At 37.3% G+C, this 14,503-nt stretch carries 12 protein-coding genes and 2 pseudogenes; 3 read left to right on the plus strand and 11 right to left on the minus strand.

Features of this window, described 5'->3' with window-relative positions:
- Nucleotides 1-20: 20 nt before the first annotated feature.
- On the minus strand, nt 21-437 hold the full coding sequence (locus M5121_RS09670) for a nuclear transport factor 2 family protein (protein ID WP_249571053.1): 417 nt from the start codon (nt 435-437) through the stop codon (nt 21-23).
- Nucleotides 438-510: 73 nt separating this feature from the next.
- On the minus strand, nt 511-2,535 hold the full coding sequence (locus tag M5121_RS09675; RefSeq protein WP_249571054.1) for an NADPH-dependent 2,4-dienoyl-CoA reductase: 2,025 nt from the start codon (nt 2,533-2,535) through the stop codon (nt 511-513).
- A gap of 124 nt (nt 2,536-2,659) precedes the next feature.
- On the opposite strand from M5121_RS09675, the gene M5121_RS09680 reads away from it, so the two are divergent.
- The gene (locus tag M5121_RS09680) at nt 2,660-3,205 is read left to right on the plus strand and encodes a PadR family transcriptional regulator (RefSeq protein WP_249571069.1); all 546 of its coding nucleotides are present in this window, start codon (nt 2,660-2,662) and stop codon (nt 3,203-3,205) included.
- Nucleotides 3,205-4,125 carry an alpha/beta fold hydrolase gene (locus tag M5121_RS09685; RefSeq protein WP_249571055.1) on the plus strand — a complete coding sequence of 307 codons (921 nt, stop codon included), beginning with the start codon at nt 3,205-3,207 and terminating at the stop codon, nt 4,123-4,125. The genes M5121_RS09680 and M5121_RS09685 overlap by 1 nt, the downstream gene beginning before the upstream one ends.
- Before the next feature lie 54 nt (nt 4,126-4,179).
- Here M5121_RS09685 and M5121_RS09690 read toward each other — a convergent pair whose 3' ends face one another.
- From M5121_RS09690 to argC, 7 genes and pseudogenes are all read right to left on the minus strand, one after another.
- On the minus strand, nt 4,180-5,217 hold the full coding sequence (locus M5121_RS09690) for a 3-deoxy-7-phosphoheptulonate synthase (RefSeq protein WP_249571056.1): 1,038 nt from the start codon (nt 5,215-5,217) through the stop codon (nt 4,180-4,182).
- A gap of 399 nt (nt 5,218-5,616) precedes the next feature.
- A complete protein-coding gene (locus M5121_RS09695) occupies nt 5,617-5,979 on the minus strand; it encodes a YnfA family protein (protein WP_087535804.1) in 363 nt (120 codons plus the stop codon).
- Complete coding sequence (clpA, locus tag M5121_RS09700; RefSeq protein WP_249571057.1) at nt 5,979-8,264, minus strand: ATP-dependent Clp protease ATP-binding subunit ClpA; 2,286 nt, start codon at nt 8,262-8,264, stop codon at nt 5,979-5,981. The genes M5121_RS09695 and clpA overlap by 1 nt, the downstream gene beginning before the upstream one ends.
- A 41-nt stretch (nt 8,265-8,305) precedes the next feature.
- A pseudogene (locus M5121_RS15995) lies at nt 8,306-8,464 on the minus strand (ATP-dependent Clp protease adaptor ClpS); the annotation flags it as partial.
- Between the two features lie 460 nt (nt 8,465-8,924).
- Nucleotides 8,925-9,338, minus strand: coding sequence for an ATP-dependent Clp protease adapter ClpS (gene clpS, locus M5121_RS09710; RefSeq protein WP_005160061.1), 414 nt, complete (start codon nt 9,336-9,338; stop codon nt 8,925-8,927).
- Nucleotides 9,339-9,357: 19 nt separating this feature from the next.
- The gene (locus M5121_RS09715) at nt 9,358-10,107 is read right to left on the minus strand and encodes a DUF6776 family protein (RefSeq protein WP_502798278.1); all 750 of its coding nucleotides are present in this window, start codon (nt 10,105-10,107) and stop codon (nt 9,358-9,360) included.
- Nucleotides 10,108-10,188: 81 nt separating this feature from the next.
- Nucleotides 10,189-11,238, minus strand: a complete 1,050-nt coding sequence (argC, locus tag M5121_RS09720; protein ID WP_249571059.1) for an N-acetyl-gamma-glutamyl-phosphate reductase — start codon at nt 11,236-11,238, stop codon at nt 10,189-10,191.
- 365 nt (nt 11,239-11,603) lie between these two features.
- Between argC and M5121_RS09725 the strand changes: the two are divergent.
- A pseudogene (locus M5121_RS09725) lies at nt 11,604-13,142 on the plus strand (hypothetical protein).
- Nucleotide 13,143: 1 nt separating this feature from the next.
- Here the strand turns inward: M5121_RS09725 and M5121_RS09730 are convergent.
- Together M5121_RS09730 and rpiA are read right to left on the minus strand one after the other, a co-directional pair.
- Nucleotides 13,144-13,830: a M48 family metallopeptidase gene (locus M5121_RS09730; protein ID WP_249571060.1), complete on the minus strand. Its 687-nt coding sequence runs from the start codon at nt 13,828-13,830 to the stop codon at nt 13,144-13,146.
- Nucleotides 13,830-14,501, minus strand: a complete 672-nt coding sequence (rpiA, locus tag M5121_RS09735) for a ribose-5-phosphate isomerase RpiA (protein WP_005160051.1) — start codon at nt 14,499-14,501, stop codon at nt 13,830-13,832. The genes M5121_RS09730 and rpiA overlap by 1 nt, the downstream gene beginning before the upstream one ends.
- Between the last annotated feature and the right edge of the window lie 2 nt (nt 14,502-14,503).

Below are 14,503 nucleotides of genomic sequence, written 5' to 3' on the forward strand. Positions count from 1 at the left end.
TCAATATTACTTAGGCTATTTTACTGAGATGCGTTTGGCTGATATTGTGCGAAGCGTGCACCCATTTTTTCTGCTAAAGCCGCTAAACCACTCATTGGACGAATCATCACTTCAAAATCAATGATTTTTCCCTGTGCATTAAAACGAACCATATCAATACCTTTAAGCGATTTTCCACTTACATTAGCACTGAACTCTAACACGACATTTTCACCATCTTCAGTGTAGAACACACGGTGATAAGTAAAGTTTTCAAACACCTGAATCACATTCGTTAAAATGAAGAAAACTACATGTTTTCCCTCATAAGGCTTAAAAGCAACAGGTGAACGAAATACCACATCGTCAGCTAATAACTCATTTAAATTTGAAAGGTCACCTGTTTTGATCATCTGATGCCATTTTTCTAACGCTTGCTTAGTTGTTTCGATTGTCATTGTAATTTCCTTATATTCTAATCTAATGAAGTTTGAGACATTCTCCTAACACAGAGAATGTCTCATCTTTTATTTATAGAACTGCTGCTAACTCAGCACCTTGACGAATCGCACGTTTGGCATCTAATTCACCCGCTTCCTTCGCACCACCAATCAAGTGAACATTCTTACCATCTGCTTTAAGTTGATCGAACATTGCTGTATATGATTCTTGACCAGCACAAATCACAACATTATCAACGTCTAAAACTGTGGTCTGACCATCTACAGTAATATGTAAACCTTGATCATCCACTTTGTCGTAACTTGCACCAGCAATCATTTTCACATTGCGATGTTTTAAGCCTGTACGATGAATCCAACCAGTCGTTTTACCTAATCCAGCACCAACAGCTGCTGTTTTACGTTGTAATAGGTAAACCTCACGTTCAGATTTCTCTAGCTCAGGTTGCTTTAAACCACCTACATGGGCATAGCTCGTATCAATACCCCACTCCGCATAGAATTTTTCAGGGTTCAAACTACCGCTATCACCTTCATGGGTTAAATATTCCGCTGTATCAAAACCAATACCACCAGCACCAATAATCGCAACACGTTTACCGACTGGAACACGCTCTTTTAATACTTGGATGTAGCTCAATACTTTTGGATGATCAATACCTTCAAATTGTAATTGACGCGGTGTTACCCCTGTTGCAACAACAATCTCATCATAATTCGCTTGGCTGAGTTCTTCATAAGTCACTGTATGATTGAGTACCAGCTCAATATTCGGCTGTAACTCAATCTGACGTTTGAAATAGCGTAAAGTTTCGTAAAATTCTTCTTTACCAGGAATGGTTTTCGCAATATTAAACTGACCACCAATCTGATTATTTGAATCAAACACTTTAACTTTATGGCCACGACTCGCTGCATATGTTGCAAAACTTAGACCCGCTGGACCTGCGCCAATTACTGCAATATTTTTTATTGTATTTGTTTCTTTAAAAATTAACTCAGTTTCATAACATGCGCGTGGATTGACTAAGCATGTAGCAATTTTCATCGAGAAAATATGATCTAAACATGCTTGGTTACAACCAATACACGTATTGATTTCATCACTACGACCTTCACTCGCTTTCAATACAAAATCTGCATCAGCCAACATTGGGCGAGCCATCGAAATCATATCTGCATGACCTGAAGCCAATACATGTTCCGCCATTTCAGGGGTATTAATACGGTTTGAAGTAATCAATGGAACAGATACTTCACCTTTAAGTTTCTCAGTTACCCATGTAAATGCGGCACGAGGAACTTTAGTGGCAATGGTTGGAATACGGGCTTCATGCCAGCCAATGCCTGTATTGATAATGGTTGCACCTGCTTTCTCAATTTCTTTGGCAAGCTGAATCACTTCTTCAAGACTTGAACCACCCTCAACCAAGTCCAGCATGGATAGACGGTAAATGATAATGAAGTTCTCGCCAACGGTGGCGCGAGTACGCTTTACAATCTCAATTGGAAAACGAATACGATTTTCGTAGCTACCGCCCCATTCATCATCACGGTGATTGGTACGCGCTGCAATAAACTCATTGATCAGATAGCCCTCTGAGCCCATGATTTCAACGCCATCATAACCTGCATATTGTGCAAGCTTGGCACAGTTTGCAAAATCATCAATCGTTTGCTGAACTTCTGCTGAACTTAATGCTTTTGGTTTAATCGGATTGATTGGTGCTTGAATCGCTGATGGCGCAACATTATTTGCTTGATAAGAATAGCGCCCTGTATGCAAAATTTGCATTGCGATTTTTCCACCAGCCTCATGCACAGCTTGGGTAATCACTTTATGTTTTTCTGCTTCTTCGATTGAATCTAATTTTGTACCATGCGCAAACACAACACCATCATCATTTGGAGAAACACCGCCAGTTACAATCAGACTTACACCACCTTTGGCACGTTCCGCATAAAATGCAGCCATACGTTCATAGCCTTGAGGCGCTTCCTCTAAACCAATATGCATAGAGCCCATAAGCACACGGTTCTTTAATGTGGTAAAACCCAAGTCAAGTGGTTGTAATAAATGTGGATAAGCTGACATGTTTTCTCCTTTGGCTAGCAATCTGCTTGCTAATGCAACTTGTTGCATAAAGTTATAAACAAGATTTGATTTTTATGCAACATGTTGCATAATTCTGATGAGTCATTTTTTATTACGGATCATCATGTCACTTGCCCATGTTTTATTGACGAGCTTATTAGAGAAACCAAGTACAGGTTTTGATTTAGCTCGTCGTTTTGACCGTTCAATGGGCTTCTTTTGGAACGCGACTCATCAGCAAATTTACCGCGAACTCAATGGAATGCTGAAAAAAGGATGGATTTCTACATTAGAAGAACAAGCTGCCAATAGCCGTAAAAAAACTTATCAAGTTGAACAACTTGGAAGAATAGAACTTGCTGCATGGATTCAACAACAAAGCGAGCCTGCTCAACTTCGTGATGACCTCATGGTCAGATTAAGAGCAGAAGCTCAGATTGGTGGCCATGCGTTATTGCCAGAGTTAGAACGACATCTAAATCTTCACCAAGAAAAATTAAAGCTTTACCAAGCCATATATGATAAAGATTTTCAAAATAATAACTCTGAGAATCGTACCTTATTTATTCATAAAATGATTTTAGAATTAGGCATAACGCAAGAAAGTGAATGGGTAAAATGGCTCAATATTCTCATTCCACAACTTAAACAATTTGCAGGAGAAAAATAATGCCGTTTTATACCATGCCTGACCAAGAAAAATTATTTGTACGTCGTGTGGGTGAAGGTGAACCTGTACTCTTACTCTCAGGACTAGGTATGCAAAGTTGGCAATGGCTTCCTTTTTTATTTGCGAGTCGCAAAAAATACGAATTTATTATTCCAGATTGGCGTGGTTTTGGTGGTTCAAAAGATTGTGCTATACCAAATACCGATGCCATTTCGAGTCATTGGAATGATATAGATGCACTTATTAAACAATTAAAATTAGACCAATTTATCCTGATCGGTTATTCCATGGGTGCAACCACAGCCATGCATGGTATGAAACATGCTGATTTAGGGTCAAAACTCAAAGCCTATTTACATATCGATCAAACGCCAAAGATTTCGGTCGATGAAACTTGGCAGTATGGGTTATTTGGTCAGAAACATTTGCAATTTAAAAACTTACTCCTTGATATTCAAACTTTATTATTGGAATACAAAGACGCTGTAATACTGGAAGATTTACCCAAAGAAATACGTTTTAAGCTAGTCAGTTTATGGGTTGGATTCATTGTGTTTCAAAGCAGCAACAGTTACAGCCCTAAAATTTTCAAACTCGCATTACATCGCCCATTCTTACAAAAGTATTTACTCCCAATTCAACGCCTAGATTACTTGCTTTGGTATGTAGAGAACTATTTAAATCACGATGAAGATTATCGTGAAGCAATCAGTCATGTTGATTGTCCAACAACCTTCTTTATTGGTCGTGAATCTACGCTTTACCCTGAAACAGGACAAACACTGATTGCGAACTCATTAAGCAATGCAACAGCCGTTTACTTTGAGCGTTCAGGGCACACACCTCTAATCACAGAACCAAGAAAATTCAGCCAAGAAATTGGGCATTTTCTTAATGCTCAATCTAAACATGCTGCCTAAATCAACATAGATATAAAAAAGCCAATCTCAATGATTGGCTTTTTTATATAAATTTTACTTTCGCATCCGCTCAGCAATATCCAATAAAGCTTGTGCTGTTTTATCCCAGCCTAAACAGCCATCGGTTACTGATTGCCCATATGTCATATCGCAAGAAATCTTTTGATTCCCATCCACTAAATGACTTTCAATCATCACACCACGAACTTTCGACTCAGTACGTTCTGCAATGATTTGCTTTAAAACATTCGGTTGTTGTAATGGGTCTTTGCCACTATTGCCATGACTACAATCAATCACTAATGCAGGTAAATGCTTATGTTTGAAATGCATCGCTTGAATCGAAGCCAAATCATAGTTGGTACCCTGATTTGAACCACGTAAAATTAAATGTGGTAAAGGATTTCCATTGCTATGCAAAATTGCAGGTAAACCTTGTTGGGTCATACCTAAGAATTGATGACCATGCAGTGCAGACTGAATCGCATCCAAAGCAATTTGGATTGAACCATCTGTACCATTTTTGAAGCCGATACTGTAAGGCATATGGCTAGAAATTTCACGATGAATCTGTGATTCACTGGTACGTGCACCAATTGCACCCCAAGCCAGTAAATCATCAAAATAACCTGTTGCCATTGGGCTTAAAATTTCGCTAGCAATCGGCAAGCCTTTTTCGATGAGTTGTAAGTAAAGTGCACGAGACTTTTCTAAACCAAGTTGTAAATCTGATGATCCATCTAAATTTGGATCATATAAGAAACCTTTCCAACCCACGGTAGTACGCGGTTTTTCAATATATGCACGCATCACCAAGAATATTTGATCTTTTACTTGTTCTTGTAGTTGTTGGAGGCGATCAGCATATTCGAGTACCGCGATAGGATCATGAATCGAACAAGGACCCGTGATCACCATTAAGCGATGATCATGCCCAGATAAAATATTCTGAATCGTTTGGCGATGTTTTGAAATTTGCTGCGCTAAAGTTGCAGACAAGGGATACTGTGCTTTGAGTTGTGATGGCAAGCTAAGTATTAATTCTTTTGAATGAGTGTGTGGTTGTGTCAAAGCAGTATTTAAAGCATTCATTTTCAATTCCTTTGGACTGACCTTCTTCGCAGTCCTATCATTTATTTGAGCAAGTGTGATCTAAGTGATGTTGATTTTTTTGCAAAGTAAAACCAAGAAATCTTGCTAAAATATGAATAATTGAATGTATACATGGTATTTCTCCTAAAATCATGATTGTTAAAGCATAAAAAAACCTGATCGGTGTTGCCGATCAGGTATTAACTGGTTGGGCAACCCTTTTTTGCTGCCCGAAACGCATCAGGCAACTACATATATTGCCAAAAATAAAAGTATGCGTTTGTGTTTACAGTATGCTTTAACATGTTTATTTCAAATATCTAAAAAACTGTTCCTAACACTTAAATTACGCACTATTTCAGCATTTGACAAGTGTTTTTGAAAAATATTTTGTAGCATTTAACGTACCAAACCATGTGGTTGTAAAATAATTAAGCTTGCACCACACAAAACAATCATTCCTCCTAATATATCCCATCGAGTTAATAACACCTGATCAACATAACGTAACCACATCAATGCCGTGAAAATATAGATACCACCATAAGCCGCATAAATACGCCCTGACGCAGCAGGATGCAAAGCCAGTAACCAAACAAAAACGGCTAAGCTTAACGCCGTAGGAACCCATAACCAATGCGACTTTCCTTGATTCAAAATTAAATAAGGAAAATAACAACCTAAGATTTCAGCGATTGCTGTGACGAAAAATAACCCAAATACTTTAAGTACTTGGGTTATAGAGAAAGACAGTTCAAACATTAAGCAGGTTCAGCACTCGGGTTAATATGATCTTCAAATACTTCCAATTTTAAACCAATGTTTTTGCCATTTTCTGTTTTCACAGAAACCGCAACGTTACCACCATGCTCTGCAAGCTCACCAAATAAAATCATCTCAGCAAGTGGCTTTTTCAAATGCTCTTGAATCAGACGTTGCATTGGACGAGCACCCATCAGACGGTCATAACCATTAGCTGACAACCAATCACGAGCGCTTTGATCAACATCAAGTACCACTTGTTTCTCATCAAGCTGCGCTTGTAACTCAGTCAAGAATTTATCTACAACTGAGTCGATAATCGTAGTCGGAAGTGCTTTAAATTGAATAACACCATCCAAACGGTTACGGAATTCTGGCGAGAATGCACGTTTCATTGCATCCTGATTGTCTGCACTATGATCTTGTTCAGTGAAACCAATACTCGCGCGAACAATACTTTCTGCACCGATGTTAGTCGTAAGAACAATGATCACATTTCTAAAATCAGACTTACGGCCATTGTTATCTGTTAAAGCACCATGATCCATGACTTGTAACAACAAGTTGAATACATCTGGATGTGCTTTTTCAATCTCATCAAGCAAGAGTACACAATGCGGATTTTTATGAATCGCATCTGTCAGCAAACCACCTTGATCATATCCAACATAGCCTGGAGGCGCACCGATCAAACGAGAAACTGCATGGCGCTCCATATATTCAGACATATCGAAACGAACCAACTCTACACCGAGCAATTTCGCAAGTTGTTTCGTAACCTCGGTTTTACCTACACCTGTTGGACCTGCAAAGACAAAACTTCCCACTGGTTTATCTGGTGCTTTCAAGCCTGCACGAGATAATTTGATCGCTGATGCAAGTGCTGTAATCGCTTCATCTTGACCAAATACAACACGTTTAAGATCACGTTCCAAATTCTCAAGTACAGACTTGTCATCTTTAGATACTGTTTTCGGTGGAATACGCGCAATCTTAGAAACGATGTCTTCGATATTTTCAACCGAGATGGTTGTACCATCGACTTCAGCTTTCAAACGGCGTTGTGCACCAGCCTCATCAATCACATCAATCGCTTTATCTGGTAAAAAACGATCATTGATAAATTTAGCTGACGACTCAACAGCAGCAACAAGAGCTTTATCATCGTATTCAACATGATGGAAATCTTCGAACTTGCTTTTCAAGCCACGTAAAATTTCAATCGTTTCACTAATACTTGGTTCATTCACATCGATCTTTTGGAAACGACGAGACAAGGCATGATCTTTCTCGAATACCTGACGATACTCTTGGAAAGTTGTTGAACCAATACAACGCAAAGTACCATTCGCTAATGCAGGCTTAATTAAATTCGATGCATCCATAGTGCTGCCCATACTCGAGCCTGCACCAATGATCATATGAATTTCGTCAATGAATAAAATCGCATTTGGATTCTTTTTCAAAGCATTCAACAACTGTTTTAAACGTTTTTCAAAGTCACCACGATATTTAGTCCCTGCAACCAAAGCACCAATGTCTAAGCTATAAACTTCAGCATTTGCAAGTGGTTTTGGTGCCTTGCCATTTACAATCAGCCAAGCTAAACCTTCCGCAATTGAGGTTTTACCTACACCCGGATCACCAACAAGCAACGGATTATTTTTACGACGTCGACATAAAATTTGTGCTGCACGCTCAATTTCTTTTTCACGTCCAATTAAAGGATCAGTTTTGCCCTTTTGTGCTTCGATATTTAAGTTAAGCGTGTATTGCTCAAGTGGCCCAGCATTTGCTGAAGCTGCACTTTCACCTTCAATATCTTCAACTTCTTCTTCAACTTGAATCTCATCTTTACGAGTGCCATGAGATAGGTATTGAGTCAAAGTTAAACGGTTAATTTGATGACGTTTAAGTAAATAAACCGCGAACGAATCTCGTTCTGAATACATTGCAACTAGAACATCTGCACCTTCAACCGTACGGTCACCACCACTCGATTGAACATGGAAAATTGCACGTTGCAAAATTCGATCAAAGCTCTCAGTTGGATGAGGCGCCTGTTCACTATTATCACCAAGTTTTGGGCTATGTTGCTCTACATATTCCTCTAATTCTTTACGCAATGTAACGATATCAGCACCACATGCTTTTAACGCATTGACTGCTGAATCATTATCAAGTAAAGCAAGCAACAAGTGTTCAACTGTCAGAAACTCATGTCTCTTTTGACGAGCCATGCTAACAGCCAAACGTAACGATACTTCTAATTGACGACTGAGCATGCAACCCCCTTATATTTTGTGCTTCATCTAAAAGGATAATATTAGAATAAGCTGGTATTAACTTGGTTTGTCTGAGGCTTTAAAGCGTTATCTAGTATACGTTTACAATAACACTTTACTTCATAATCTACAGTTAGCATTACTTGAGTATCTTGGTCAAGATTCAAAACAAAGTATTGTTGTAAAATTTCGATTACAAAGAGAATAAGACTTGCCTAGTCGCTCAAAAAGACAGCAAATCTATTCTTTATTTATGAAAGCGTATTCAACCTATGAAAAATTTTAATATGCTATGATCTTAGTTAAAACCTAACAAATCATGTATAGGTTGAATATAAAGATTGTCAGTATATTGATTCATATTTTTAACACAAAACAATATATGTCTTGATTTAGCACTTAAATAACATATCGAAAGATAGCCTTGTTTTCTAAAGACCTATTCGCAAGATATGGTTACTCAAAGTGATATTCAGCAGCTTTTTTACGCTTTCACTCTTAGCTTATGAGCCATATATGAAGCAAGTGCATTGCTTTTTTAACGCTGTTACTCGCAACAAAGTTGCTCGTTTTGCACTCGGAACAAAGCTTCGCTTTTTTTTAACGCTTTCACTCCCAACACAGTTGCTCGTCTTGCGCAGCTAAAAAGCTTCGCTTTTTTTAACGCTGCTCAGGTTCGATCTGACACAATAATGGATGGCCTTGAGATCGTGCAAAGTTATTCACTTGATTCGCTTTTGTTTCTGCAATATCACGTGGATAAATACCTGCTGTTCCTTTGCCTTCATAATGAACTGTCAACATCACCTGACTTGCTTGATCAAGATTCATTCCAAAATAACTTTGTAGTACCTCAATAACAAAATCCATCGGTGTGTAATCATCATTCAGTAAAACAACAGCGTATAGTGGCGGTTTTTTTAATTCAGGTGGTGCTGTCTGAACAATGACTTCGCCATCATGATCCTCTTGCGAGTCACTTAAACGTGGATTTAAGTGCCAATCGACATATCCAGATTGATGAAAGGCATTTTTCACTTCACTTAAATTCATTTGACGTTTATATCTTCGCATATCCAGTTCTTACTAAATTTTATTGGGCATTTGCTTCAGCTTGAGGAATTTCTGATACAAAAGCAGAACTCACATCAACAGGTTGACCACGTTGCCAACTAAAGCGTTTAATCACTGGTGTAGGTGAACCAGATAAGCGAACTTCAATAAACTGAGGTGTGAAACCTTTAGGCATGGTCCAGCGCCCAGTCAACCGTTCAAAATCATCGAAATTAAAATTGGCATCTTCTAATGGCACAACCAAAACTTCAGTATCTTTAATTAATCTTAACTCAACACTACCAACAGCTCGACGTTTATTTGGGCTTACTTGAACCAAGTCCAGTTGATATTCAAAAGCATTTTCGGGTAAAGATTTAATCGCTAAATTTTGTACAGTTAAGCTAACACCACCACGTTGTCTTAAAATTTCACGATAAATGGCGTTCATACTTTCAAACTGAGTTTTATCAGCATTAGCTTGATTAATACCTTTAAATAACTCATCGGCATTACTAACCGCCATATCACGTTCTTGAACAGCAGCATTTAAACTCTTACTAACAGAATCCAAAGTGGTTTTTTGCTTTTGTAGAACATCAACAAGTTGTTCAGCATCTGCATCATAACCAACAACAGTCAAACCTTGACGATGCCCAACAGTATATCCCAACATAAAACTACTACCAATCAGTAATGTAGCCGCAATCACTAAAGGCAAATTCGTCTTGAGGAATTTATTTTTTTTAACGGAACTTTCTGGTGAAGTAGTCGGTTCAGCGTTTTCCATCATCATCTCTATCGTTATGATTTACATCAAAGCACACATTTAAATCCAAATTTAAATGTGTGTGAAGTAAAAAAGCGTTTTTTATGGTAATAAACCAATACCTTCTAAACCAGCAGCTTCATCAAAATTGAACATTAAATTCATATTTTGAATCGCTTGACCTGCTGCACCTTTCACTAAATTGTCTTGCGCAACTAATATAATTAATTTATTCGGTTGAGGTTGATATAAAGCAATACGTAGCTCATTTGCACCGCGCACACTACGTGTTTCAGGCGAACTATTTGCTGGCATTACATCAACAAAACGTTCATTTTCATAGAAACGCTCATACAATGCTTGCAGATCTATATTCTGAGCTTGCTCAGTCAAATCGACATAAATTGTACTCAACATACCACGAATCATCGGTACAAGATGTGGAACAAAAATAAGATGATTAAATTGTCCCTTTTCACCTGAAATATTTTCTAAAGCTTCAACAATTTCTGGATGATGACGATGTCCAGCGACACCATAAGCTTTAAAATTATCAGCATTTTCACTGTAAATCATGCCTAAACTAGCTTTGCGACCTGCGCCCGATACACCAGACTTTGCATCGATGATAATACTTTGCGGATTGATCAATTTTTCTGAAGCTTTTAGTAAAGGAGCTAAACCCAACTGTACTGTTGTTGGGTAGCAACCAGGATTACCAATCACTTGAGCTGTTCTAATTTTTTCACGATTTAGTTCAGTTAAACCATACACTGAATCGACTAATACATCTGGACAGCTATGTTGCATGCCGTACCATTTTTCAAATTCAGATAGATTTTGCAATCGAAAATCTGCAGCAAGATCAATTACTTTAACATTAGAAGCTATCAACTCTTCCGCATGTTGCATTGCAACTCCATGTGGCGTTGCAAAAAAAACAACATCACACTGCTTTAATGCATCTAGGTCAAGATCGGAGAACGCTAAATCTGTATGCCCTCTTAAGCTTGGAAACATATCTGCAACACGTTTTCCTGCTTCAGTTCGAGATGTTAAAACACGTACTTGGGCTTGTAGATGCCTTAATAAAAGACGTAATAATTCGACGCCTGTATATCCAGTTCCACCGACGATGCCAACAGAAATCACGTGCTCTACCTCAAACTATAAATAGTGGTTGTAGTATGGCAGTTTGACGCCATTTCCACAATCCATAACCCTATAAGTTATATAGCATTTCTAAGTTACAACTTGAAGGATTGATTTTGTATCTAGCTAAAGTTAGTAAAAATATAAAAATTTCTAAAAACAAAAATGTAAATTTAACAACTTATTTTTCACTTAACTGGTCGCTATAACATTAAAAACAGTGTAAAAGTTCTGTCAAATTGTTTTATATAAATTCAATTTTACCACTGGTCAAGAAATACTATTGAATCATCTAAGTATTCGCATAGAATAAAAACCATGCTGTAATAATAAATTTCATGGATGCTAAATTTTGGAGAGCTGGAATGCCTTCTTTGAGATCAAAACAAAGATTAAACCAATACATCAGTTTAGGCGTAAGCAGTATTTTTTTGCTTAGTCCAGCTTTTCTAGTAGGCTGTGGAAGCGGTGAAAGCGAGGCATAATCTGTCCCACCCACTCCAGAAGTTGTGATTCCAAAGCCTAAAAACTTCGATATTAAAGTTCCAGTAGAAATGCGTGATGTTATAGTCAAAGTATATGATAATTTTGATGATTCTTTAGTTATAGAACAAAATGTTAGCACTACTTCAAATCTCAGTATTACCTTACCGAAAGTACTTAATACGGATCATTTGTATAGAATTGAAATATCTACTACACCTAACTCACTAATTTATGATTTTCTCAATGGTCAATATAAAAGCTTCTCTTTAACTTTTAATGCTTTAGTAGAAGTTAATACTAGCAATTTAACGCAACCAATCTATATAACCCCAAGCTCTGAAGCAATTTATCAACGTGCTATCGTAAGATCTGGTCAACTCCCTACAGACATCATTAACTCCAAACAAGTTAGTGCATTACAGCTACAATTTGCGACTAATGATGTCAACAGTGCTTTATTAAATGGCTTTTCAAATGTTGATTTACCAAACTTATCATCAAGCACAATACTTACTATATTTAAATCAAATAACCTAACTGTTGCTACCATCAATAAATATATTAATACCTATTTAAACTTTGGCTACATTCAACAATGGTCAAGCTCCAACCCTGAAAATGCATTTGTTGAATTTACCAAAAACTTAGCAATCGATTTAAAAGATGGTTATTTAGATGGGAAAAAAATACATGGAGATCCTAGTCCACTTGTTTCATTAATTGACCCAGCCCCTGAAAATACAGATCCAAATAAAAACACTTTAATTAACATTGCAGAAAATCAAAAAAATATTAGAGATCAATATGCTGGATTATTAAAAAGTGCAGTACTAAAACTCGCCACAAAGTATGAGCAACAAACATCTAATCCACTTGGATATATACAACTCGAACAAAAAATATACTCAGGTACCGATCCAAAAATGCAAGCTACAGATGTTTTCAGAGTAGCGGGGGCTGGTGACTATAGAAGAGCTGTAGGCTTTGCCGTTAATAGTTCAACATCAAAATGTCTAGATTCAAATTATTTATGCCAATCTGGTGTAACCGGAATTAATACTGTCTTTAATCCCAATTTACCTTCTATCGAATATTTAATTGGCAGTTACGAAGATAAAATTAACGATTGCAAACTAAATATCAGAGCTAACGGCGTTTTAGAACTACAAAAAGGTACTCAAATCTTCACTTCTAAGCTTGATGGGGATAGTACTGATAATTTAATGCTCATCAATAATACAGGTCAAGATTACCTACTCAATAGTAGTTCTACTGACATCGACTTTACTTTACAAAAGTACAAGTTTATTCAAATAAAATTAAATGGAAATCAAGTATTAAGTGCTAGTGCAGGTCTAGATACTCGCAAGGCACCAGATCAACTACAAACAACCCAACTTGAATGTAGTTTTATTTGATTTAGTACCACCATGCAGGCAATTGAATACTTTTTAATTGCCTGCGATGTTCGATATAACTTTCATCATATTTCGCCACTTCGCTCCAAAATCCAGCACTATGATCAAAATATTTCGTATGTGCTAATTCATGTATACACACTGATCGTACATTATGCATAGGCATTAATACTAATCCTGCGTTAAGCATAATGTCATGTTTTGAACTACAACTTCCCCAACGTGTCTTTGGCTTCCTGACTGTGCATTCGCCATATTTCAAGCCCGTCTGCTCACTTATTAAGTTTAAATATTCTGGTAAAAACTGTTTCGCATATGCTAATACAGCAGCTTTTAAAGCTATTTCAGAGCTTTCATTTCGAATAAATAAAATATGTTGTTCCCAGTTAAATTTAAAAATATGACGTTGCTGTTGCTGAATAATTTGAAATGGTTGCAAATGATAAAATAAAACAAGTTGTTCAGGAAAATTTATAGTCTGATTAAATTGTTTTTGTTGCTTGCTCCATGTCTCTAATAACCATTGTTCAGACTGTTGCAGAAATTGCTGAATCTGCCGCTTTGTACAAAAGATAGGGACTGTTAAACGAATACCTGTAGGTTCAACACGCAAACGCAAATTTCTAGCTCTTGCATGTCGAACTACTTTAATTTCAGGCAATTGTGTTTCAAGCGAAACTGATTGCATTACTGTGCCGTACGTTCTTCAATACCATTATTGGTTGCAACAATCGCAATACTAGCTGCATTCAAAGCAAAAATTCCATTGGTTACCACACCTGGAATATTGTTGATCGTTTTCTCTAAATCAAGTGCGTTCAAAATATTTAAATTAAAAACATCTAAGATAACGTTACCATTATCAGTAACAACACCTTCGCGATAAACAGGATCACCACCTAAAGCTACGATTTTACGTGCAACTGCAGAACGCGCCATTGGAATTACTTCGATAGGAAGTGGAAAATCACGTCCTAATTGATCCACCCATTTAGAATCATCAACGATACATACAAACTTCTTAGCAATTGAAGCAACGATTTTTTCACGAGTTAATGCAGCACCGCCCCCTTTAATCATATGCATATGACGGTCAATTTCATCTGCACCATCGACATAGGCATCCAAACCACCTACCGAGTTCATATCAACCACTTCGATACCTAATTTTTTAAGACGTTCAGCTGTTGCATTAGAACTTGCTACGGCTGCTTCCAATTGCAACTCTGGTAATAGGTCAATTAAAAAATTAACAGTACTTCCAGTTCCTACGCCCAAAATGCCGCCTTTAGGCAAATGTTTCAATGCTGCTTTTGCCGCAGCTTGTTTTTTTTCATCTTGGGTTGCATATAGACTCATGA

Source organism: Acinetobacter sp. ANC5681 (assembly GCF_023488045.1).
Classification (GTDB): Bacteria; Pseudomonadota; Gammaproteobacteria; order Pseudomonadales; family Moraxellaceae; genus Acinetobacter.

Coding starts and splice junctions, on each gene's coding strand:
- M5121_RS09670 (WP_249571053.1), bottom strand. CDS start 437: ATGACAATCGAAACAACTAAGCAAGCGTTAGAAAAATGGCATCAGATG.
- M5121_RS09675 (WP_249571054.1), bottom strand. CDS start 2,535: ATGTCAGCTTATCCACATTTATTACAACCACTTGACTTGGGTTTTACC.
- M5121_RS09680 (WP_249571069.1), top strand. CDS start 2,660: ATGTCACTTGCCCATGTTTTATTGACGAGCTTATTAGAGAAACCAAGT.
- M5121_RS09685 (WP_249571055.1), top strand. CDS start 3,205: ATGCCGTTTTATACCATGCCTGACCAAGAAAAATTATTTGTACGTCGT.
- M5121_RS09690 (WP_249571056.1), bottom strand. CDS start 5,217: ATGAATGCTTTAAATACTGCTTTGACACAACCACACACTCATTCAAAA.
- M5121_RS09695 (WP_087535804.1), bottom strand. CDS start 5,979: ATGTTTGAACTGTCTTTCTCTATAACCCAAGTACTTAAAGTATTTGGG.
- clpA (WP_249571057.1), bottom strand. CDS start 8,264: ATGCTCAGTCGTCAATTAGAAGTATCGTTACGTTTGGCTGTTAGCATG.
- clpS (WP_005160061.1), bottom strand. CDS start 9,338: ATGCGAAGATATAAACGTCAAATGAATTTAAGTGAAGTGAAAAATGCC.
- M5121_RS09715 (WP_502798278.1), bottom strand. CDS start 10,107: ATGGAAAACGCTGAACCGACTACTTCACCAGAAAGTTCCGTTAAAAAA.
- M5121_RS09730 (WP_249571060.1), bottom strand. CDS start 13,830: ATGCAATCAGTTTCGCTTGAAACACAATTGCCTGAAATTAAAGTAGTT.
- rpiA (WP_005160051.1), bottom strand. CDS start 14,501: ATGAGTCTATATGCAACCCAAGATGAAAAAAAACAAGCTGCGGCAAAA.